Annotated in this window: 22 protein-coding genes and 1 CRISPR repeat array; of the genes, 2 read left to right on the forward strand and 20 right to left on the reverse strand. The window is 47.7% G+C overall.

Annotated elements, in window-relative coordinates:
- Position 1: 1 nt before the first annotated feature.
- The 6 genes from HGKM_RS07790 to rpmG form a co-directional block, all read right to left on the reverse strand.
- Positions 2-3,700 carry a DUF6359 domain-containing protein gene (locus HGKM_RS07790; RefSeq protein WP_019134784.1) on the reverse strand — a complete coding sequence of 1,233 codons (3,699 nt, stop codon included), beginning with the start codon at positions 3,698-3,700 and terminating at the stop codon, positions 2-4.
- Between the two features lie 169 nt (positions 3,701-3,869).
- Complete coding sequence (gene rplA / locus HGKM_RS07795; protein ID WP_019134785.1) at positions 3,870-4,577, reverse strand: 50S ribosomal protein L1; 708 nt, start codon at positions 4,575-4,577, stop codon at positions 3,870-3,872.
- A gap of 41 nt (positions 4,578-4,618) precedes the next feature.
- Entirely contained in the window at positions 4,619-5,044 is a 426-nt protein-coding gene (gene rplK / locus HGKM_RS07800; protein ID WP_019134786.1) for a 50S ribosomal protein L11, read from the reverse strand.
- Positions 5,045-5,200: 156 nt separating this feature from the next.
- Complete coding sequence (gene nusG / locus HGKM_RS07805; protein ID WP_019134787.1) at positions 5,201-5,809, reverse strand: transcription termination/antitermination protein NusG; 609 nt, start codon at positions 5,807-5,809, stop codon at positions 5,201-5,203.
- An 18-nt stretch (positions 5,810-5,827) separates the two neighbouring features.
- Complete coding sequence (gene secE / locus HGKM_RS07810) at positions 5,828-6,013, reverse strand: preprotein translocase subunit SecE (RefSeq protein WP_019134788.1); 186 nt, start codon at positions 6,011-6,013, stop codon at positions 5,828-5,830.
- Positions 6,014-6,024: 11 nt separating this feature from the next.
- Positions 6,025-6,174 carry a 50S ribosomal protein L33 gene (rpmG, locus tag HGKM_RS07815; RefSeq protein WP_019134789.1) on the reverse strand — a complete coding sequence of 50 codons (150 nt, stop codon included), beginning with the start codon at positions 6,172-6,174 and terminating at the stop codon, positions 6,025-6,027.
- A 189-nt stretch (positions 6,175-6,363) separates the two neighbouring features.
- Here rpmG and HGKM_RS07820 point away from each other — a divergent pair, with 189 nt between their 5' ends.
- Positions 6,364-7,755, forward strand: coding sequence for an MATE family efflux transporter (locus tag HGKM_RS07820; protein WP_019134790.1), 1,392 nt, complete (start codon positions 6,364-6,366; stop codon positions 7,753-7,755).
- Positions 7,756-7,788: 33 nt separating this feature from the next.
- Here HGKM_RS07820 and HGKM_RS07825 read toward each other — a convergent pair whose 3' ends face one another.
- The 5 genes from HGKM_RS07825 to HGKM_RS08385 form a co-directional block, all read right to left on the reverse strand.
- The gene (locus HGKM_RS07825; protein WP_019134791.1) at positions 7,789-8,220 is read right to left on the reverse strand and encodes a PaaI family thioesterase; all 432 of its coding nucleotides are present in this window, start codon (positions 8,218-8,220) and stop codon (positions 7,789-7,791) included.
- Between the two features lie 107 nt (positions 8,221-8,327).
- Positions 8,328-8,492, reverse strand: coding sequence for a hypothetical protein (locus HGKM_RS08870; protein WP_019134792.1), 165 nt, complete (start codon positions 8,490-8,492; stop codon positions 8,328-8,330).
- 159 nt (positions 8,493-8,651) lie between these two features.
- Complete coding sequence (locus HGKM_RS07830; protein WP_019134793.1) at positions 8,652-8,867, reverse strand: hypothetical protein; 216 nt, start codon at positions 8,865-8,867, stop codon at positions 8,652-8,654.
- Between the two features lie 163 nt (positions 8,868-9,030).
- Entirely contained in the window at positions 9,031-9,222 is a 192-nt protein-coding gene (locus tag HGKM_RS07835) for a hypothetical protein (protein WP_019134794.1), read from the reverse strand.
- Positions 9,212-10,228 carry a minor capsid protein gene (locus tag HGKM_RS08385; protein WP_019134795.1) on the reverse strand — a complete coding sequence of 339 codons (1,017 nt, stop codon included), beginning with the start codon at positions 10,226-10,228 and terminating at the stop codon, positions 9,212-9,214. The genes HGKM_RS07835 and HGKM_RS08385 overlap by 11 nt, the downstream gene beginning before the upstream one ends.
- Before the next feature lie 539 nt (positions 10,229-10,767).
- On the opposite strand from HGKM_RS08385, the gene HGKM_RS08785 reads away from it, so the two are divergent.
- Positions 10,768-10,944 carry a hypothetical protein gene (locus HGKM_RS08785; RefSeq protein WP_019134796.1) on the forward strand — a complete coding sequence of 59 codons (177 nt, stop codon included), beginning with the start codon at positions 10,768-10,770 and terminating at the stop codon, positions 10,942-10,944.
- A 30-nt stretch (positions 10,945-10,974) separates the two neighbouring features.
- Here the strand turns inward: HGKM_RS08785 and HGKM_RS07845 are convergent, their stop codons facing one another.
- The 9 genes from HGKM_RS07845 to HGKM_RS07885 all read right to left on the reverse strand — a co-directional run bounded on the left by HGKM_RS07845 (position 10,975) and on the right by HGKM_RS07885 (position 22,085).
- A complete protein-coding gene (locus HGKM_RS07845) occupies positions 10,975-11,184 on the reverse strand; it encodes a hypothetical protein (protein WP_019134797.1) in 210 nt (69 codons plus the stop codon).
- 332 nt (positions 11,185-11,516) lie between these two features.
- Positions 11,517-12,765: direct repeats of the CRISPR family, unit length 29 nt; unit sequence GGGATCACCCCCGCTCGCGCGGGAAAGAC.
- A gap of 19 nt (positions 12,766-12,784) precedes the next feature.
- Complete coding sequence (cas2e, locus tag HGKM_RS07850; RefSeq protein WP_019134798.1) at positions 12,785-13,696, reverse strand: type I-E CRISPR-associated endoribonuclease Cas2e; 912 nt, start codon at positions 13,694-13,696, stop codon at positions 12,785-12,787.
- Entirely contained in the window at positions 13,659-14,636 is a 978-nt protein-coding gene (gene cas1e / locus HGKM_RS07855) for a type I-E CRISPR-associated endonuclease Cas1e (RefSeq protein ID WP_019134799.1), read from the reverse strand. The genes cas2e and cas1e overlap by 38 nt, the downstream gene beginning before the upstream one ends.
- Entirely contained in the window at positions 14,629-15,273 is a 645-nt protein-coding gene (gene cas6e, locus HGKM_RS07860; protein ID WP_019134800.1) for a type I-E CRISPR-associated protein Cas6/Cse3/CasE, read from the reverse strand. The genes cas1e and cas6e overlap by 8 nt, the downstream gene beginning before the upstream one ends.
- A complete protein-coding gene (gene cas5e / locus HGKM_RS07865) occupies positions 15,260-15,994 on the reverse strand; it encodes a type I-E CRISPR-associated protein Cas5/CasD (protein ID WP_034579903.1) in 735 nt (244 codons plus the stop codon). Before cas5e ends, cas6e begins: the two co-directional genes overlap by 14 nt.
- A complete protein-coding gene (cas7e, locus tag HGKM_RS07870) occupies positions 15,987-17,084 on the reverse strand; it encodes a type I-E CRISPR-associated protein Cas7/Cse4/CasC (protein WP_019134802.1) in 1,098 nt (365 codons plus the stop codon). The genes cas5e and cas7e overlap by 8 nt, the downstream gene beginning before the upstream one ends.
- Positions 17,071-17,676: a type I-E CRISPR-associated protein Cse2/CasB gene (casB, locus tag HGKM_RS07875; protein ID WP_019134803.1), complete on the reverse strand. Its 606-nt coding sequence runs from the start codon at positions 17,674-17,676 to the stop codon at positions 17,071-17,073. The genes cas7e and casB overlap by 14 nt, the downstream gene beginning before the upstream one ends.
- A complete protein-coding gene (locus HGKM_RS07880) occupies positions 17,651-19,369 on the reverse strand; it encodes a type I-E CRISPR-associated protein Cse1/CasA (protein ID WP_019134804.1) in 1,719 nt (572 codons plus the stop codon). Before HGKM_RS07880 ends, casB begins: the two co-directional genes overlap by 26 nt.
- Complete coding sequence (locus HGKM_RS07885; protein WP_019134805.1) at positions 19,356-22,085, reverse strand: CRISPR-associated helicase/endonuclease Cas3; 2,730 nt, start codon at positions 22,083-22,085, stop codon at positions 19,356-19,358. Before HGKM_RS07885 ends, HGKM_RS07880 begins: the two co-directional genes overlap by 14 nt.
- Between the last annotated feature and the right edge of the window lie 114 nt (positions 22,086-22,199).

Here is a 22,199-nt window from a genome sequence, read left to right on the forward strand (position 1 = left end):
GTTAATAACGGATCTCTTCTTTTTTCTTCATAATTATTAGGGCACAACCGGCAAGAAGACCAACTCCTACGAAAGCAAAAACTGCAAAATCACCGGTGGAAGGCGAAATAGAGTTCGATTTCTTTTTGATCTCGCTCTGATTCTCTACCTTTGTCCCCTTGGCACTCTCCTCCACTCTATTTTTCCCCGGTAGACTTTCTTTTTCGCCGGGCTTTGCTTCCGGTTCCTTTGCAGGATCCTTGCTATCCTCCGTCTCCGGATTTACCGGCTGAACTTTTCCAGGCTCCGCACCGGGATTGTCCATATTCCCTGCGTCCGTTCCCGGAGTAGAGGCATTATCCGAATTTCCCGGGTCCGTTCCCGGATTGTTAGGATTGGACGGATCGTTTCCATGATCACTCCCATCAGGGACCAAGTCAAACATGGCCCAGATAGCGGACATTGATCCCTTATTCTCCTCATTCACGATAAGGTGAAATGTGTCCTTCAATCCAGTAATTTCTTTTGCCATATTGTTCGGAGAGCTCTGAACTACTAATTTCTTTCCTTCAGGAACTCCCAGCGCTTTCAGCCGGTACTCACCTTCAAGCAGAGGATTTTCAAATTCGCCCTGCTTATTGTCATTGTAACTGAAGGGATTTTCCACCTCTGTCCAGACACCATTCACCTTTGCCTGAACTTGGAAGCTGACGCTGTCCACGCGCTTTCCGTCTTCACGAACTTCAACACGAACAGGAATTGATGCAAGATCCTTCTTTTGAATACGAACTTCCAAGGCCTGAGTCCAGGTATCATTCAAAGCCTCTTGACCCGGCACAGAAATGACATCCTTCTCGAGATCAAAGGGCTTCTCCTCAAAGAGGGCTTCTTTCACCTCATAATCGCTCTTGGAATCATCGACGATAATCTTGTAGTCTCCTCGGATGAAGTAGTAGCGACCATCAGCATCCTTGAAGAAGGTCACCGTGTCCAAAGAAGATTTAATCTCCCAAGGATCATGGGCGACTCCGTCGGAACCAACCACCTTAAAGGCCAGGCCCAGGTCTTCAATCTCTTTATCCGTGATTCTTTCCCCATTGGCATAGCGGAGGTTCAGGACGATCTTCCAGTAGTTCTTCCCCCAAACGCCCACGAAGTTAGTGGTCTCCTTCACTTCCACTTCCGCTCCAGGCTGGTACTTGTTTCCTGCAGGATCTTTCCAGAAGAGGAAGGACTTGGCCGGATCGCTACTGGCTTCCGGCTCAGGCAGGATGACCTTGCCGTTTTCAGGGGTCATGTCGGCGGGAGCCTCCATCCCCTCCGGTGCATTTTCATAAGAGAAGGTCGCCTTGACTTCCTTCTTCTGAATCCGGATTTCCAAAACTTGGCTTGAAGTATCCGTTAAAGAATCTTTTCCAGGAACGGAGATAAGATCTTTCTTCAGATCAAAGGGCTTCTCTTCAAAGAGGGCTTCTTTCACCTCATAATCGCTCTTGGAATCATCGACGATAATCTTGTAGTCTCCACGGATGAAGTAGTAGCGACCATCAGCATCCTTAAAGAAGGTCACCGTATCCAAAGAAGATTTAATCTCCCAAGGATCATGGGCGACTCCGTCGGAACCAACCACCTTAAAGGCCAGGCCCAGGTCTTCAATCTCTTTATCCGTGATTCTTTCCCCATTGGCATAGCGGAGGTTCAGGACGATCTTCCAGTAGTTCTTCCCCCAAACGCCCACGAAGTTAGTGGTCTCCTTCACTTCCACTTCCGCTCCAGGCTGGTACTTGTTTCCGGCAGGATCTTTCCAGAAGAGGAAGGACTTGGCCGGATCGCTACTGGCTTCCGGCTCAGGCAGGATGACCTTGCCGTTTTCAGGGGTCATGTCGGCGGGAGCCTTCATCCCCTCCGGTGCATTTTCATAAGAGAAGGTCGCCTTGACTTCCTTCTTCTGAATACGAACTTCCAAGGCCTGAGTCCAGGTATCATTCAAAGCCTCTTGACCCGGCACAGAAATGACATCTTTCTTCAGATCAAAGGGCTTCTCTTCAAAGAGGGCTTCTTTCACCTCATAATCGCTCTTGGAATCATCGACGATAATCTTGTAGTCTCCTCGGATGAAGTAGTAGCGACCATCAGCATCCTTGAAGAAGGTCACCGTGTCCAAAGAAGATTTAATCTCCCAAGGATCATGGGCGACTCCGTCGGAACCAACCACCTTAAAGGCCAGGCCCAGGTCTTCAATCTTCTGATCCGTGATTCTTTCCCCATTGGCATAGCGGAGGTTCAGGACGATCTTCCAGTAGTTCTTCCCCCAAACGCCCACAAAGTTAGTGGTCTCCTTCACTTCCACTTCCGCTCCCGGCTGGTACTTGTTTCCTGCAGGATCTTTCCAGAAGAGGAAGGACTTGGCCGGATCGCTACTGGCTTCCGGCTCAGGCAGGATGACCTTGCCGTTTTCAGGGGTCATGTCGGCGGGAGCCTTCATCCCCTCCGGAGCATTTTCGTAAGAGAAGGTCGCCATCGTTTGACCGGCATGGATCAAGCGCACACTTGGCGCTTGCTGGTAGGCTAAAGCACCGCTCACGTCGATGGTGACCGATTCATTTTGAGCGAACGAATAACCCGCCGGAGCTTTTGTTTCGGTTAAGGTGTACTCTCCATTGGGATACTTCTTTTGAGTCGTCATTGACCCATTGGTGATTTCAAGGGTATCAATCAGCTTATCCCCTTGGCGAATTTCCACAGTAGCTTGATCATGGATGACCTTCTTGTCCTCATCGACCAAGTCAATTCTGATATTATTCCCTAAAATCTCTTTTTTTTGGAGATCTCGGAATTCTTGTACCAAGGCATTAACTTGCGCTTGGGTCATGGTCGTGGAATTTAATGCACTCAAGACCCGTGGAGCAAATCCTTCATAAATTTCCGGATTCACCAACCCCGTATACTGGGCCATTCCACTGCGGAAATAGGATTGATTGATAACACGAAGCTCATCCTTATTGACAGTTTCAGCAACAAAAACAGTATCCTGGTTGATCACGGTTTGAGCAGGATCCACTTTCTCATTACTGCCTTCCACATGCCAACCTACGATCGTCGACCATGTGGATTGAGTAACCTTATGCGGATTCTTCGCGGCAGGAACAGAGGTCGGCTTGGATCCTTTCTCCACATCTTCCATTGTTGTCTGTTCCCAATACTTAAACGTCACCTTCTTCTTGCTATTGTCCGGAGCTGGATCATTGACAAACTCGTAGGCTGTAATCAAAATTAAGCCCGGTTGTTGAAAATAAGGCTGGCGCTTTCCTGTTAACTTGATTCGTTTTCCCAGGTTTTCGGGATGATCTTTTACATTCAGGATCTTCATAAAGTCTGAATCCGCCAGGTAAATGGGCATGATTTTATCCGGATTCTTTTCATTTCTGGCATCTGCCAAGGCAAAATTGAAAGGCGATTGGCTAGCTGAGGGATCAATCAAATTGCCGGACTTCAGGCTCCCAACGATATATCCCTCTACCGTGCACTCTTTGTTGTTTTCAATTTTCTTCGCCTCTACAACGCTTAAGGACTTGTTGGCAACTTCCTCCACCGATGAGCTTTCTTTTTCTGCTGGATCACTGGCATAGATTCTTCCATCGACCGAAGTCAAAAGAAGGGCGAAAGCGCAGAATAAAGCAAGCAGACGTCGGCTAAACTTCAGGACCTTTGAACCGTTCATGCTCTCCTCCTCAATCTTTTCTCTTTCCTCATTCCATTCATAAACATACAAGGAAAGCATATCGAAGAGTTTTAAGGGCAATTTTAACAGAAAGTAAAAAGAAGGTTAAAGATAAAAAAAGAGGTCCCGGCGTAGATCCGAGACCTTCTCTTGAATATTTGATATGTTGTTATTTCTTGCCTAACTCCATGAGGGGAGCAGTTTCAAGCGGGATTCCGGGGCCCATAGTGCAGGCGACGGTAACCGACTTGAGATATCTTCCTTTGGAAGAAGCCGGTTTGGCTTTGACTAAGGCAGCCATCAGGGCTTCGATGTTTCCGGCAATGGCTTCTTCACTAAAGGAAGCCTTACCCACCAAGACGTGGACAATGTTCTGCTTGTCGGTCCGGTATTCGACCTTACCGGCCTTGGCGTCTTTGACAGCCTGGGCCACATCCATGGTCACCGTGCCGGCTTTGGGATTGGGCATGAGGCCACGGGGACCTAAAACACGACCCATCTTACCGACTACGCCCATCATGTCGGGGGTGGCGATGGCGACGTCGAAGTCCAGCCAGTTTTCATTCTGGACCTTGTCAGCCAGTTCCTCACCGGCAAAATCAGCACCGGCATCCAGGGCTTCCTGGGCTTTTGCACCCTTGGCAAAGACGGCAACCCGGACGTTCTGACCGGTTCCGTTGGGGAGGATGACGGTCCCACGGACCTGCTGGTCCGCATGACGGGAGTCAACACCCAGACGGGCATGGAGCTCGATAGTCTCATCAAACTTGGCTGTGGCGGTTTTCTTTAATAAAGAAGCGGCCTCGGTCAGGTTATAGGTCTGGTTCTTATCCACCAGCTTGGCAACTTCCTGGTATTTTTTTCCTCTTTTAGGCATAGATTCCTCCTTGTGGTACGAGCGGAAATTCCTCCCACTGGTTATTCTTCGACAGTAATGCCCATGGAACGTGCGGTTCCAGCAATCATACTCATGGCAGCTTCCAAGGAGCCGGCGTTGATGTCAGGCTTCTTGATTTCTGCAATCTTCTTCACTTGTTCCTTGGTCAGCTGGCCAACCTTGGTCTTGTTCGGTTCGCCGGATGCTTTGTCCAGGCCCAATTCTTTTTTAATAAGAACCGGAGCCGGAGGAGTCTTCGTAATAAAGGTGAAAGACCGGTCCTGGAAGATGGTCATCTCAACAGGGATGATCATTCCGTTCTGGTCTGCTGTTTTCGCATTAAATGCCTTGACAAATTCCATGATGTTTACGCCATGGGGGCCTAAAGCCGTACCCACTGGGGGTGCTGGCGAAGCCTGGCCGGCAGGAATTTGCAGCTTAACAATTGCACTTACTTTTTTAGCCATCATATCCTCCTAAGGATTGTGGTCGTGGTTAGTACGGGGTAAGCGCCCCCCTTCCACGCCATCTCTCGTTTCTTGCGAGAACCATGTTCTCTAATTGTACTTCCGTTTTTTCTCACCCGCCCCTCATTCGACGGGTCGGATGCTTGGCAAGTCTGCTTACTCGACTTCCACATCGTCAAAGGAAAGTTCGACCGAGGTCTCCCGACCAAACATGTTGATCAGGCCCCTGACCACTTCCTTTTCCTGGTTGACCTCTTCCACTTCAGCGATAAAACCGGCGAAGGGTCCGTAGATGATCTGGACCTTATCTCCTGCCTTCACTTCAAGGGTCCGGTGGCGGACCTGTTCGCGGACGCCAAATTGGGCAATCTCAGCAGGGGTAAGGGGAACCGGGGTATTGGCCGAGCCGACAAAGCCCGTCACCCCCTGGGTGTTTCGAACCAGGTACCAGGATTGTGGGGTGATGATCATCTTGACAATCACGTAGCCGGGGAGGATTTTCCTCTCCTTGACGACCCTTTCCCCGTTCTTATTTTCCACCACCTTCTCGGTGGGAACACGGACATCAAAGATCGTCTCCTTGGTCTGGTTTTCAATGATCATCTGAATTTTGGTCTGGACCTTATTCTCATAGCCGGAATAGGTATGGATCACATACCATTTGGCTTCTTTTTCGGCCTCAGACACGGTTTCCTGGTCGTCTTGATCTTGGGGATCTTCGATGATCTCTACATCTTCCGGTAAGTTGTTTTTGGACTGTGTCATTCCATTCCCTCCATCGGATTAGAGAACAAGACCGATAATCCCTCCAAAGGCCATGTCGAGGATCCAGCAGAATAGTGCCACGGCGAGTGCGATAACCAAGGACACTGTGGTGTACTGGATAGTCTCCTGTTTGCTGGGCCACTGAATCTTGCGATATTCTGCCTTTGCTGCTTGTAATCTTGAGCTTTGCTTCTTGGCTGCCATTGAAAAACTCCTTACTTGGTTTCCCGATGCAAGGTGTGTTTTTTGCAAACCGGGCAATACTTACGCAGTTCGAGGCGGTCCGTCGTGTTCTTCTTATTTTTGGTGGTATCGTAGTTTCTGTTCTTGCATTCAGTACAAGCTAATTTAACCTTGTCTGCCATATATACTCCCTCCTACTCCCAAAAGTTATCGGCAGCCTTTTTTCGCACACTAAAGAAAGGCCTATGTAGACCGATACATCAAGGTATAATATCACAAGTCCTAAGCAATTGCAAAATTCTAAAAGATTGGGTATCATTACCCTTTGTATATTGTATTTTATTCATCATCTTATCGAGTAAGGAGGTCCTATGATTCGTCTTTCACGCCCAAAAGCCAAACCCGCTTTACCCACGGAGAAGAAAGAAATTGCCAAAAAGCTTTGGACCCTCTCCTATCCCACCATGATCTCCTTCGGTCTGGAATCCTTCTATGATATTGTCGACATGGCCTGGGTGGGGCAGATTTCCCCGGAATCCCTCTCAGGGGTCACTATTTTTTCCACCATCTATATGCTCTTCACCGTCCTCAATGAGGTAGCGGGTGATGCTTCCATCTCCCTGATCTCCCAATACTATGGGCGAGGAGATGAGGAAACCACCCAGCGGGTCGCCGAGCAGACCATCTCTTTCAAGATCGTCCTTGCCTTTATCTCCATGGCCCTCTTGCTGATTTTCATCCGCCCCGTCATGGAATTTTATACCGATGATTCCAAGGTCATCTCGGAAGCCCTGTCCTACGGCTACATCCGGATCTTCTTCATTCCGGTCCTCTTCGCCCTCTATTCGGTGAACACCATCTTCCGCTGCACCCAGGATTCCATCACCCCCATGAAGATCATGCTGATTTCTGCCATCCTCAACCTCATCCTGGACCCTATCCTCATGTTTGATACCGTCCCCTTCCTGGGCATCCCGGGAGCCGGTCTGGGCGTCCTGGGCGCCGCATGGGCCACCATCCTGGCTTCCGCCGCCGCCTTCATCTACGGCTTCACCATCCTGGCGACAGGCCGCCGAAAGGTCCGGATCTCCATCCCCGGCCTCTTCCGCCTGGACAAGACCATCGACAAGAAGCTCCTTTTCATTGGAATCCCCTCCGGTGTCCAGTTCTTTATCCGCCAGCTCTTCAACGCCGCCATGGTCAAGTTTGTGGCGGTCTATGGGACCACAGCCATCGCCCTGGCCGGGATCAACGGCAAGCTCAACGGCTTTGCCCTCATGCCCATCTTCGGCCTGACCATGGCGGGGTCCACCCTGGTCGGGGCCGCATTGGGTGAGAACCGGATCAAGGAGGCCGAGCTGGTCACCAAGGTGGGGGCCCTGGTCAACCTGATCATCGTCGGCTCCCTCTCCCTCCTCATCGCCATCTTTGCCCGGCCCATCATGTCCCTCTTCTCCCAAGATCCCATGATCGTAGATAACGGCATTCCCATGCTCTGGATCATGGCCGTTGACCTCCCCCTCCTGGCCTACTGCTTCGGCCACAAGGTAGTCTTCTCCGGGTCCGGCTACAACCGACCCAAGCTCATCGCCACCCTGGGTTCCACCTGGCTGGTCCACCTCCCCGTGGTCCTGGTCATGATTTACGTCCTCCAGGTCCCCATCCTCATCTTCTGGACCTCCTACCTCTTTGCGGACACGGCGGACCTCCTCATTACCCTGTATTATTACAACCAGCCCACCTGGCGGTTCAACCGCGTCTGATCCCGTCTTCCCAATCCCCGGTCCTCCGGGGATTTATTTTTCCCTTTCTTCCCAGCCTTCCGGCAGCATGGGCCGTCCCAAGCGGTAGTAGGTGGCGGTGGAAATCCCCAGGATCTTCTCCCCATCGCTCACCTCGGCTTTCAGGGTCACAATCTTCTTCCCCTCATTGGCCACCTCCGCCCGGCAATAAGCGGTCCCTCCTTCTTTGATGGAATCCATGAAGTGGTAAGAGATGTCGATCGTGGTCACCGCCTCATCCAAATACACCAGGGCCAGGGCCATGGTGGCATCTGCCAAAGACACCAGGGACCCTCCCTGGGCAATTCGATAGGGATTGGTCAGGTCCTCCCCGATCTTCATGGAGGCCTCGGCATAGCCCTCACCCACCTCCTCGCACTCAACCCCGATGTGAAGTCCGAAGTTGTTATGGTTGATCCGGAAACGCAAGTTTTCTTCTTTGATCATAAGATGTCCTTTCTGAATTGAAATGGGAAATGAACAATATGAATATACCCTTGCTCGCAAAGGAAAGATTTTTCGATCTTCCTAATAATACTTCCCAAACAAAAAAACTACTCTTCGTTTTCTAAAATTTTAAAATTCTCTGGATCATATAAATAATCTTCCCCAGTATCATCAATGATTCTAATAAATCCACACTCATAACCAAGGGCTTCATAAATTTTATTGTTTGTCAGAGAGATCCCCTCGTCTTTACCTGTGTATTTTACTTTCATCTTTAAATACCCTCTTCATCTTGATTTCTTCGTGTTTCCATTAGCCTCTTACCAGTAACCTTCGACTTTTGTTTGTCTTTCTTAAAGTAGAAAAAAGTTCCTCTTGCCATTTTCTCATGCTTCAGGGGTACCCCCGTATGTAAGAGAGAGAATATCATCCTAATAATATAAATTCATAATACAAGGGATCGTCTTTGCTTGTGGGGAAAAGACTTCGATTTTTTCTCCAGCTACGATGGCATTGACTTCCTCTTGTGTGAAAGTCTTCTCCGCAGTCTTCTCGTCTTTAGTACTTTTACCATTCGACTGAGAATCGTCTTGAGTGGGGTCTATCTCCTGTTCCAGTACTTCTTTTGAATTCTTGTCATCTGCCATTTGTACTCCTCCATTTTTACGCCTGTCGGCTTATTCCCGTAGTGTTTACCGTCTTCCACGTCTAGACAACACCGTAGCTTTTTAAGCCTTCCACGTCTGGGCAATAAAAAAGCAGCGGGCTTTTGCCTACTGCTTTGGTAACTTTATTGTTGTTGTTATTCTTCTAAAGAATCTCTAATACCTTTACCTCAGATGGGACAACTGCTATTTCTCCAAATAGCAACATGGGTTCTTCATCCTCATCTTCTTTTGGATAATACTCATAACTCGTAACATTTTCCCATTTTGAGCCATCTTCAAATACAATATTTACTCTTCTTCCAGTCGCCTTTTCCAGCAATTCGTTACTTATCATGTTTCCTCCCATCGTCAAAAGCAGCATAGCCATGAACATATTTTTTATTTTTGAAAGATATTAGTGCTTTATGACTATTAGCAATCTCTAATGTTTGCCCTCGATATGTGCCAACTACTTCTTCTGACTGCACAATAACCTTCTTCGTCCATTTCCCACTATGCGTTCTGATTATTTCCCCACTTGATGCCTTTTCAGAAATTAAATTTTGAAAAGCATCATAACTCATCTCAACGCTACTTTTTGAGGAATCATAATTAGGTGATCCCGGATGGTGTTCCCTAAATTTTTCTTCATTCAAAATCTTGTCGTGATCGTTTATCCATGACCTTATCGCCTCATCTGATTGATCCTCTACAGGCTCTTCTTCATTATACCCCTTATCCACCACCGCCGCGATGCTGCACCGACAAAAAGGATGTAAGGGCGGCAAGTTCCCGCCAATGGCACTTTTTTCGACATCAAAGACTCGGCCATCCATCGCTTCACATATCGGGCACGTCCTGTGATCGATCTCCGCAATCCATTCGTACTTGCTATATCCTCCTCTACGAAAGGAATCCAGCTGAACTTCCGTTATCACTCTCGCAGATTCCGTAATCGCCAGTCGATGGGCCTTGAAAAGTGCCCCTCCGCCTTTTACTCCCGTTTCTTTATCGACCAGATCCGCTAAGCGATTAGCCCATTGGTAAGGATGTTCTCCAAAAAGTAGAGATCGTTCCAAGCCAACCTGCAAGCGGCTCACCAGTTCTTCCTTGTTTGCCCATATCCGTGATGAAAATGGAGCTCCCTGAAAGTCACCCAGGATAATTTTATCCACGTTTCGAAGGAGTGCTTTCCGAGTAGGTTCACTCAATCCCAGAATCCCGGCTTGTCGTTCAATCTCCTTTATTGAGTCCTGTGATAATCGGGTAGCGAGTAGTTGGTATTCTTCATCGTATAGTTTAAGTCCGTGAAGCTCAATCTCCCGTTTCATCAGTTCGATCCGGCTGGTTCGCATCTTCATATTATACAGCCTGAGTTCTGCATTCGCCTTATCACTAACGGCTCGAGCCGGCTCTCTTCCTCAATGCGGGCCAGTTCTTGCTTAATACAGAAATATTTTCTAAAATGGTCTCATTTGATGTGATAACTTGAAGGCTGCGTGCCGTCTCGGTTTCTTCTTTGATGTTTGTTGGTAGGTTTCGAGTAACCTTATAGTCTATTCCTACGAGGTCATTTTGACTGATCGTAGAATCATGAAATCAACGACCAGCAGACCATCGTCACCGGTCTTCTCCAGATTGAGAAACCGGTGATCTCGTATAAAGATCACAGGTCTTGGCAACTCTAATGAGGGTATAGTTAATTGTAATGGGGTTAAAACAAAACTTAAATCCTGTATCTTTTTGACAATGTGAAATTAAGAAACAATTATGCGGAGGCTATGGCTAAAGCATAAGCAGGTGAATTTGTCAGTAAGGATGAGGCCAATTCCATGTCAAAAGCAATTATTGATGAAAATAGTGATTTATTTTCCATATATGGACAAGGGGAGGAACGACAATGATGGAGCCAAAATTTATTCCGTTTCTGACAGATAAAACACGAAAAACAGAACACGGATATGAATATATTGAACTAACAAAAGACACGCCACAAGCTCTAATAGATGAGTATATGACATTTGTACAAGAGCAAGATGAGCGTTGCAAAAATAGCGAATGCATTGTCATGCTATGAATAGCCGAAAATTTAGGTGGTTATAAATTATCAAACCAGATAAACAATGGTTTCAATATCATCGATTATAATCCCGTATGGTCCATCCGTGGTTCCTATGAAGAAGGTATCGAATCTTTCATCCTCATCTTCAAAATCAGAAGCCAATGCCAAACCGTTTCCGCAACCAATAAACACCTGTCCATTTTTTAATTGAACTCGGATTTTGTCTGCGTATTCAGCTTTTTTCCAGTCGATCAAAACAGCCTCCTTCTTCAAGAATAACATGAGCGCCGTATTTCATATATTATATTATAACTTGATGATTATTAATATCCTCTTTTTTTGGCGGGGTTCTGATTTTTGCGTGAAAGTCATTAAAGTTTTATCAGATGAACGCTATCTCAAGGTATCACCCTCGCTCACGCGGGAAAGACTAAGGTGGCGGAAGCCCTTGTCCGCTCTCGCACGGGATCACCCCCGCTTACGCGGGAAAGACTTGAACTCGGATGTCCTCCACCGGTCGACGTTAGGATCACCCCCCGCTTACGCGGGAAAGACTGGCTGGTGTCGTGGTTGATTAAGGCCCTTACGGGATCACCCCCGCTTACGCGGGAAAGACCGGACTTGGCGTTCCGGTAAGACCCACCATGCGGGATCACCCTCGCTTACTCGGGAAAGACGTCAATGCTTTTGACCTGGTCCGGGTCCACCTCGGATCACCCCCGCTTACGCGGGAAAGACCCGCCCGAGATGGTTGTAATGAGTGGGGACTCAGGATCACCCCCGCTCGCGCGGGAAAGACTTTCGCACGATTTTCACACTATCCCGCCAGGCAGGATCACCCCCGCTCGCGCGGGAAAGACTAATTCATTTTCCCTTCATAAAATGTTGGCGGAGGATCACCCCCGCTCGCGCGGGAAAGACTAGAGGCATGCCGGACTGCATAATGACCAAGGGGGATCACCCCCGCTCGCGCGGGAAAGACTCAAAAAGTTCCTCCACCGTCTGCTCCAATTTGGGATCACCCCCGCTCGCGCGGGAAAGACGTGAAGGGGTCAAGGCCTGGGGCGGCGATAACGGGATCACCCCCGCTCGCGCGGGAAAGACTTCGCTGGTAACCCCATATCCCGGATGGAGCGAGGATCACCCCCGCTCGCGCGGGAAAGACAACGAATTATATTCGTAGCGACGAAATGGCAGAGGATCACCCCCGCTCGCGCGGGAAAGACAGGAGAAGCAAAGCACGGAGAAAGATGGATCAGGGATCACCCCCGCTCGCGCGGGAAAGACTTGGACGAGGACCCGGCTTCCCTTCCCGGTATAGGATCACCCCCGCTCGCGCGGGAAAGACTAGAGGCATGCCGGACTGCATAATGACCAAGGGGGATCACCCCCGCTCGCGCGGGAAAGACTCAAAAAGTTCCGCCACCGTCTGCTCCAATTTGGGATCACCCCCGCTCGCGCGGGAAAGACTTCCCCGGCTTGCCCCGGCCCCGGTTGCCCCGGGGATCACCCCCGCTCGCGCGGGAAAGACGTTCCCGACCGTGTTGGAGGTCTTGTTCCAGGGGGATCACCCCCGCTCGCGCGGGAAAGACTCCACGGCATCCAAAGTGTTGACGATGGTCACGGGATCACCCCCGCTCGCGCGGGAAAGACACGCTAACATTCAGCGCTTCAATAAGAGTATAGGGATCACCCCCGCTCGCGCGGGAAAGACGGCCTACCTTGGTTGGGCCATTATGGACGGAAAGGATCACCCCCGCTCGCGCGGGAAAGACGCTTGCAATAATTCGCTTATCGGGACTGCTGTAGGATCACCCCCGCTCGCGCGGGAAAGACACTAAAAAGATCCCTTAAATTAGCCATCCCATTTTAACGAACTCTTAAATCCCATGACCTTCTCAGAAAGTTCTGCAATAATTATAGCATCCTCTAAGGCTCGATGAGGGACCCTTCGGTCAATGCTGTAAGCAGGAAGGACAGTTTGAAGTTTATAATTCTCTAAAAGCCCCTTTTCTTTTTTGACCAAACGCATCAAATCCAAACTTTTATTTGAAATTGTGTTCATCCCATTCTTTTCCAGGGCTTGATTTAAGAATCGGAGATCAAACGAAATTCCGTAGCCAACAATTTGAAAGGGTCCCAAAAAATGAACAAGATCTTTAAGGGCCTCCTGAAGAGATACTCCTTTCTCCTCCAGTTCCCTCCGACTTATTCCCGTCAATTTCTTTATTTGGTCCGGAATATCATCCTGAATCTTAATCAGCCGATGAAAATACTCTCTCGTAGCTTGCTTTCGAGATCCTTTCATTAAAATCGCGCCAATCTCAATGATTTGGTCCTTTTCCGGATCTAGTCCGGTGGTTTCCAAGTCAAGAACCACAAAAGAAGGATGAGCTTCTGACTTTCCTTTGGCAGAAAACCTCCTTGCCCTATGGAATTTTCCGGCTTGACTAAATCCCTTTTTATTTTGGCCCCCTTGTTCTCCACCTATCGCTGGTAGAAAGACAAGCGGAATCCCTTCTACGTCAACCACTCGGCGTTCACTGTTAAATGTGGTAAAAAGATAACCCACTTCATTTTGTGAAGCATACGATAGAGTGGCCTCTCCATCCCCTACATTCTCCAGTACACGGTTCCATAGTTTCTCACGAATACGAGAATTAAAGTTTCCGATATATACGCCCGTGGCAATTTCCTGCATCCACTTCGTCAGGTCGCCCCGCAATGAATTAGGGACTTTTTTCAGGGTAATGACCGTCATGGGCATTGCTGTCATCCTCGCTGTAATTAAATCCGTTGGGAACAAGTTTATCCTTATCATCCCATAAATGAACCGTATCCATTTGGAAGCGGTCATCCATTTCCACTTCCATTAAGTCCTGTAAATCCTGGACCATCCGCTTCATTAATTTCCCATCCACAAAAGCATCACGAACACGAAGTCGGGTTCGTCGACCAATGTCATCCCCTTCCTTAGACTCGGAAACCACTTCAAAAGCAATAGGAATGGTAACTTCCGCTTTATAAAGGTCTGCCACATCATAAACAAAGGAGAGGTCATGTCCTGTATGAACAAAACCTAAACCGGGAGATAGACCGAGTGCACAGATGACACTATGGACAAGACCATAAAGACAAACATGGCCAGCTGAAAGTGCCTGGTTGATCGGCGAGCCTCCTAAAAAATCATCCGGATCAAAGACCCTCTTGTCCCACTCCACATTATATTTTTGAGCATTCAGTCGATAACTCCGTCGAACTCGGGCACCTTCTTTACCTCGTAACTCTTGCATAGAAGAACGAGAGACATCCTCAGCAAAACGCATCTGGTACATCCTGCGCGCGACGTTTAAACGACTTCGTGGATTAGACACCAATTTGGCTTGTCTTTCCAGAAGCCGGGTAGACCGGGCCAGGGACCGACCATGGGCATAAAACCGCACCCCTCTCTCTCCAACCCAGAGAATACTTGAACCCGCATCGCCGATCAGTTCGATGGCTCGGTGACTAATATCCGTCCCAGGCCCCAAAAGAAGAACGCCAATCATAGCCACTGGAACACGGACTGTTCCATGATAGTCTGTGACGGTTATTGCGCTATCTAAGCGATTGATTTTGGCATGCTCAATATAGATGAAGGAAACCCTGTCTTCTATCCGTGGAAGCTCCTGAATATCGGCTTTTTTAGCCCCTGCTTGTTTATTCATGGTTGACAAGCGGAATGATGGTCATCATTCCAAACCCATAGGCTTTTTTCTTGCCCATGCCTTCTGTCAATGTCCGATAAAAATGTTCTAAATCAGTAACGACCAGCTCCCCTTCATAGGTGGCGGAAGAGAGGCGCAATTCTCTCTCTCCCGCTTTTCTTAACGGGAGGTAAGTTCGGTCAACAAGATCAAAAGACTCTTCCTCCAAAGCAAAACCATTCTTCTCAGCTCGATTCAGCAAGTAGGCTTTTTGCTGGTCTGCTGTAACATGAGGAACTACCCTTCCCCGTTTTCCCGGCCCCTGTGAGAGAGAGACCACCGGATTCAGCTGGAGGCGAAAGCGATAATGCTGGCCTTCTTTTATTGTTGCCAGAAAGCCGGAATATTCCTTAACTTCTCCCGTTCCCGGAACCCCATAGCGTTCCAAAGCCTGACGATTCGGTTTGACCGAAGAAACAATTAATAAATATTCCTTGTTGTTAATTCGATCAATCCGCCAAAGCTTGCGCGACCTTCGCCCCACCTCTATTTCCTCAGGAAAGCTCTCTTCCACCCAGTGATGGTAGGCGCCTAAATGGGTCAAGTCTCGATTCTTTTTCCGATTACGACGATCAATTTCTACTCTAGAAAGGTACATTTTCACCCCCTATAGCACGAAAAGCATCATGGTCATCCTCTGTGTCCGCTTCTTCTTTTGGCAGCAAAATTTCTAAGCGATTTTCTTCACGAAAAAGATAGGACCGGTTCCGACTTGAAAAAGATACTGCTTCATCTTTCCGCATTCTCCCCCCAACCCCTTCACCAAGAGCAACATCAAAGTAAATTGGCAAGAAGGTGGGTGATTTGACGAAATGTGACTTATTTTTTTGCCAGGAATAGGTCTTTAAGAGGTCCAAGGGAGATCCATCAAAAACACCAAGAAGAAAGTCATAGGTTGGCGGGACAGATCGACGACCTAAAAAAGGTTGGAAATAGGGCTGCTGTAAAGCTTTCACGATCTCCTCAATTTGACCCGCCTTCTCACTTCCTAGGGCGACAAGAAAAACCCCATCCTCGATATAGTAACGGTTAGTCACATAGTTCCGGTCGAAGTCACCATTTTTCTTCAATTTATGAACGGTCTGATAGTCTTTCAAGAGTCGTCCCGGTTGGTCTACCCGAACGGCAAAATGAAGATCATTCAGACTCCTGATCTTATCATCCTCATCCCGACGATAGCCTAAACAAGCCGCAATCAGACCGACAACCCCACTCTTTGAAGGATAAAAATCCGTATGTCTACTTTCAAAGTGAGAGGAGGTTCCCCAAGACTGGAGAGGGCCGGCGAATTTTAAGAGTATGGTCCGCATTTTAAGCATCCTCGCGTAAATTCACCATCGCTTCTTTTAAAATCGTTCCGAGCTGATCTTTCAAGTTTTCTAAAGAATGGCAATCCTGACCGAATTCTCCCTGGAGGGCTTCGGATACTTCCTCTGTGGTCACATACAATTTGGCTAAGGGCTCTCTGACAAAGCGCTGGGTCTTTTCTAATTCCTTTCCTAACCTCTTCATGGACTCCTCGACATAGCCCTCTCCATCCTTTACCGGCTTTTCAAAAGCGGAAACGAGATTGACAGGACGGTCCTCCCGCAAAACGATCAAAAGGAGCTGGGGAAGGGTCGTATTGGCATAGCTATTGATTTTTCCTGTTGGTAAAGAATTGGCAAAAGCTTCTGCAAAAAGTTCCATGCTTGAAGCCGCACTTTCGACATTGCCCACCTGTCTCATGAATTCATGTAAGGAAACATTGGCATAACGATATAGGGTGGATGAGTTAAACTCAATGGTTCCCAACATCCCGGCTCCTGCTGAATCTTTTTCCGAAAGATCATCCATGGCGGTATAAAAATCAAACTCTGTATCCACTCCATGAGTAGAGATGGCATGGGCGACTTGGCTTGAAGCGTCTTCATTCAGTGATGGATCATCGGCTACCATACGACCGAAAAGAGCAATATCTACCGCCGGATTACTTTTTAAGATCGCTTGAAGAGCTTGCTTGTCACTTATCCCTTCGATAGCCGCCTTGGCAAGATTTTTTGCCTGCAAGTCTCCCATAAAAAAGAGGGCTTTTGCTTTTTGATCCTTAGTTGATATTTTTGCTGCATTTAATGTTTTCTCTGCGAGATCCATCGCCTCCTTGTCAGAAATGGCAGGATCCTCTTCTTGAATCTTATCCGCAACATAGCGGACAATCCGGAGAGTGCGAATCCCTACATTATTTTGCTCTCCAAAATCATTGAAATACTTCCGAATAGCCCGTTTCCAAGCTTGTGAGGAAACTCGAGCCCGGCGAACACCACCATATAGGGCCGTTTTTGGACTTCCCGTATCATCGCGGTTGATATTCGAAGGGGGTAGGGTTTGAATTGCATGGATATCGAGATATAAACGTTTATTGGATGTCATTGGAATCCTCCTCTTTTTGGGGTTGATAGGAATAATAGGCCCTCGCCCAATTCAGGCGAACTTTTTCTTTCTGTCCTCGGATGAACCAGTAAAAATCTTCTGCTAGCTTTGCGTAGTTTACGCCCCGCTTGCTTTTACTTGCTTTTAGGAGCTTAATCAGTTGCCGAATGTGATAAGAAAGCTCATCAAAGCTATCGGAGGCAATCATACCGTTGAATCGTTGATCGGTTGACCGGCTATCTCGGTCACGAATCGGTTGTAGGGAATAACCGAGGTTATTCCATATTCCCTCCTGGTCCCAGAGGAGAACACTATCTTCATTCCCTTGTTGGTGGATGGCATAGAGTTGTAGGGCATTCAAGATGGCTTTTTCCTCAGCAGTAGGCTCATCCTGATCCGTTAAAAAAGACTCCGGAAGCTCTTCATAAAGCAGGGACCAGATTTCAATGGATTGACTAAGAGGTCGTCCCAAAGACCTTCTTAGGTTAGACAAGATGGCCTTTGTGGCTGATGTTGACCTCGTCTTGTCCAACTTGAGCAAAATACGAGAGGTAACCTCGTAAATGCTATCCTTCTTCCTTTGTTGGGTCACGATTCTCCTCCTTTTCCGGCAATGCTTCATTCAAAAAATACATGAAGGAATTAAATGCTGTAGCAATGTTTTTCATGCCCTCATTGACTACAATTCCCCGGTAGTCTCTCTCCCCTGAGTGGGCCGCCAGGTCTTCCGCCTCCCTCCTGACCAGTCTCTTTAGCTCGCTATACCACCTGGAAATGGTCTCTTCCTTATCATCGTCCTTTCGGATACCGCCCAGCCAATCTCTAAATGGCTGATCGACCAAGTAATACAGCTCCTCTACTTTTTGGCTGATATAATCTGCCGAGGAGATATTTCGAATCTCCTTCACATCCCGGATATAAAGGCCATATACCGTAGAAATAACCTTCTTTGTTTTTTCAACCGTGGCATAAATCCGCCCTATCCAACCGGATTCCTGCATGTCAGCCAGCACTTGGCTATTGATGAGTAGATAGTCATAGATTTCATCAACCGGCACCCATGAGGTGGCGTTCCCATCACTCTCCATAGAAATAGCCACTAGATAGAGGTCCCTATCTCCGACCTCCTCTTGGATTGTCCGATACCATTGCATAATCCCGGGTTGATGATTTTCTTCTTTTTCGTCAAAATAATCTTCAACCAGGAGGCCAAATGACCGCCACAAAGACCGGTTTACCTGGTGTTTACGGGGGGTAAATTGTCCCTTATTTTCTCCCGATTGATTAAAACGCCAAAGGGTCATGGGCTCCAAGAACTGGTTAACGTGGTCAATATCCGGAAGCTTGACGACATCAAAAGAAAAGGGATCCGTCATTTTTGTTTCAGGATCAATATAGATCGCCCGGCTCCAAGCGGTATAAAGCTCTGACAGATTGTTCATCCGGTCAGCTGAAAAGCTTCTTCGGACCACTTCTTGGGGCGAATACTCCCAACATGGCCTTTCTAAGATGGCCGGCTCTCTCTCAGGGTGTTGGAGAATTAGATTCAGAAGAAGGGTGTCATAGAGATTGCTTCCCTGAAAATATAAGCCTCCGATATCGAAGAGCCAGCCCTTGGACGCCTTATATTTATCTTTCCCGAATATCGTCTTATCTGATAAGCCCGTGTAGAATTGAAAGGTAATCAACCATCGGGTTAACTCGCCTTCATCCAGTAGGTCCTTATTGTTCATTGACTCATGCTTGGGAGAAAATAGGGCTGTTTTGTTTCCGCTTTCCGAAATGAGTCGGTTGATATTTTTCCCGGAAATCGAGCCGGCTTTTGATTTGTTCAACTTCTCCGAGGCAACGTCTTCTTCCCTGACCTGAAAAAACGGAAATTCCTCATCGAATAGATAAAAATGCTCTTCCCAAACTTCCAGGTATTCATATAAGATAGCCGGAAATTCCTTTTTTCTCCATAGAGTTTTCCAACAATCCAACAAGTCTTGAGAATACATCCTATCTTCTAAAATCTCATCCCTCTCTTCCGTTGAAGGTTGGTGGAGGTCATTCAGTTCAAGATCCTCATACACCTTCCCTTCCCCGTCATAACGAGTGAAGACCGTTTGAAGAACCGCTTCTAAAATCCGTAAGACTGCAAAGCTTTGCGTGGGCATATCACCGGAAAGGGACTTTATCCGGTTGGCTTGGCGGAAGACATCTAAAAGAGAATACTCTTTATTTTCTCCGTTTTCTGTAATAACGGGAATCCAAGCCTCCCTTAACAAGTTAAATCTTCCCATCCTCCATCCTTTCTAGGGTTAAGCCAAATGTTGAATCATAGTGCAAGCGGAAGTTAAATAGTTCAAACCACCCCCCTTCATCAAAGATAATTCCCAGTGCTCCCTTTAACCAAGAGGACTCCTGCCAATCCGGCAGATTCTCCAAGGTAAACTGCTCCAATTCATCAATCGTTCGGTCAATGATATAGGGTCTTGATAGGGCATTTGGCAAAGTGATGGTGTGTTTGGCAATGTCTTGAGCCACCTTGTTATCTCCGATTTGTCCGGAAAGATCCTCTTCCCCTTCAAAAAATCCGTAGCCTCCCTGCTTTCTTTGGAGGGCGATCACCTCAACTCTTTCATCGCTATCCCTGACCTGGGCATAGCCCCTTTCCTCGGAATCAATAGCCGGCGAATTGGCCAACCATCCTTCGATGGTCTTCATTCTTTGGGGCCTTCCCAACAGAAAATTCTCCGCCCTGGCCTTCTTTTGATTTTTCTTTTCCTCATAACGGGTCCGGGCCTCTTTGTGCTTTTCCTGCCTTTCTTCGTCCGTAAAAAGGGCTATTTCCCCATACACCTTTTGGACAAGAGGGGATATATCCTCCGGCATGCTTAGCTGGTCCGGTAAATAATACAGGGTCTGACCCAGGAGATAATCTCCGTAAACCGCGGATGATCCCGGTTCAAAATCCAATTGGTCATTACTGCCCATGACATAACAGATAGCTTTTTCATACTTTTTCGGACGCTTGGTCTCTTTATGCCTGTGTAAGCGTCCAATCCGTTGAATCAGGAGGTCCATGGGTGCGAGATCGGTAAACAGCGAGTCAAGATCTATGTCAAGAGATTGCTCAATCACTTGGCTCCCAATAACAATCATCCCCTTAGGTCGGTCCCCTCCCCTTTGTAACATGGATAAGAGTTGATTTTCTTTCTTGGCCCGGTCGCTGGCGATAAAGGCAGAATGGAGGAGAAGAACTTGATCTGAAGAAAAACGCTCGATGCATTCTTGAGCGAATTGCTGAGCACGCTTGACCGTATTAACGACCACGCCGGCTACGCCCTCTGTTGCAAGGCAGTCCTCTAAGAGTTCCATAAGATCCTCTTCGTCCAATTTTCGCATGTCCACTCGTTTATTGTTGGCAGTGTCCGGAGAGAAGTCTGCAAAATAGTGAAGCTCTTTTCCATCGCTATAGGTGAGGAGGGGATAGGCCTCCTCCAAATCCGGGCGGAACATTCCCTTGATTTCTCTTCGCCGACAACCCTTCCCTGAAAGATATGCCGCTAATAGTTGATTCCGGGTCTCAATAGGAAGAGTGGCTGAAAGTAAGATCACCGGAATCCCATAAAAAGCCAACCATCGCAAGGCTGTGGCTAAATACTGGTTCATATAAGCATCATAGGCATGAACCTCATCAACGATGACCACCTTTTTACTCATCCCGAGGTGACGCAAGGCCAGGTGTTTCTGTTTCAAAGCCAGTAGGAGGAGTTGGTCCACCGTTCCGATAACAAAGGAATCCAGGGAAGCTGTTTTACGACCGGAGAACCATTGGTTGGTCGGAATGGATCCTTCCCCATCGATATCGATGCCATGAGAAACCCGGTCGTAAAGCGGGTTTAAAGCTGCCTTCCCATGTTGAAGTCGAGGGAAAAATTGATTATCCGGATCCAACTTGTCCATCCAAGCTTTAATCCTGGGATAAATCCCATTGCTGGTTGCTTGGGTGGGAAGGCCAAAAAACAAACCGCTGGCATGCGTTTTCGCTGCAATCTGTTCGCAGGCAATGAGGGAAGCTTCAGTTTTTCCCATCCCCATGGGTGCTTCAAAAATAAGAATTCCCGGTTCCTGGATTTGGTCAATCACCCGGTTCATCTCTTCCTGAGCCTTTCGTGGGGCGAATCCAAAGCGGGACTGGTAGAGAGAAACGAGATCCCCAAACTTCTCCGCCCTCCATCGGGACTGGTTGCTCGCCCACTTTTCAAAGCCTCGGGAACGGCGAGTCTCACCATCAGGAGCTTCTTTGTCATCAAAGGGATATAAAGGAAAATATTCCTCATTAGAAGCGATCCAGTCTGCCATAATAACCAGACCTGAAAGCAAAACCTGACCCCTGACATCCACCGTCGGAAGATCCTGAATAGAAGAAAAGCCGGAAGTCCTAAGTGCCTCCTCAATAATCTTTTCCTGGGCCCTCTTCCATCTTTGGTGAATGACTGACTTTTCGTTCTCTTCCTGATAAAAGTTAGCTGAGTAACTATTAATCAATGAGGGTTCGATATGATTGCTGGGGCGGCCATGATGACCACCGACAATTAATGCCAGATCCTCCCCTATGCCCATCTCTAAGAGAAGGACCTGCCCCGCTTCAGAGTGGTGGACCTTATGGGGCTCTGATAGGTAGAGATGGCTCAGATCAATGTAACCCTCACGTTCCAATCTATCCACAAGAGCCTGGTCTATATCGCTGGGGCGGTGGAAAAATCCCATGGCCTGGAAGGCAGGACTGGCCTTGCCCTCGTCGTGCGTTGCAGCGAGAAAGATGAGGGTGGCCCTTGCTAGCTCTTCTGAAGAAGGAGATATTGAACGGATGATCATGGCCCGCTGACCCTCATCCAACCATAAATCCCAGAGCTTTTTGGCTACCTCGCAAGTATCTTTCAAATGGTCGCTGAGGCTGATCCATTTCAGTTGGCCACTTTTATCATCTTTTTTTGCCCAGAAAGAATCCATAGAATGCTCCTAGAAATAAATATTTAGGAAATCGTTTTGTTTCATTTGATATTAATTATAATACTCTTAAAAGTAATAGTCAACAAAAATAAACTTAGTTTACAAAAACCAGTC

The organism is Kallipyga massiliensis ph2, assembly GCF_000311985.1.
Classification (GTDB): Bacteria; Bacillota; Clostridia; order Tissierellales; family Peptoniphilaceae; genus Kallipyga; species Kallipyga massiliensis.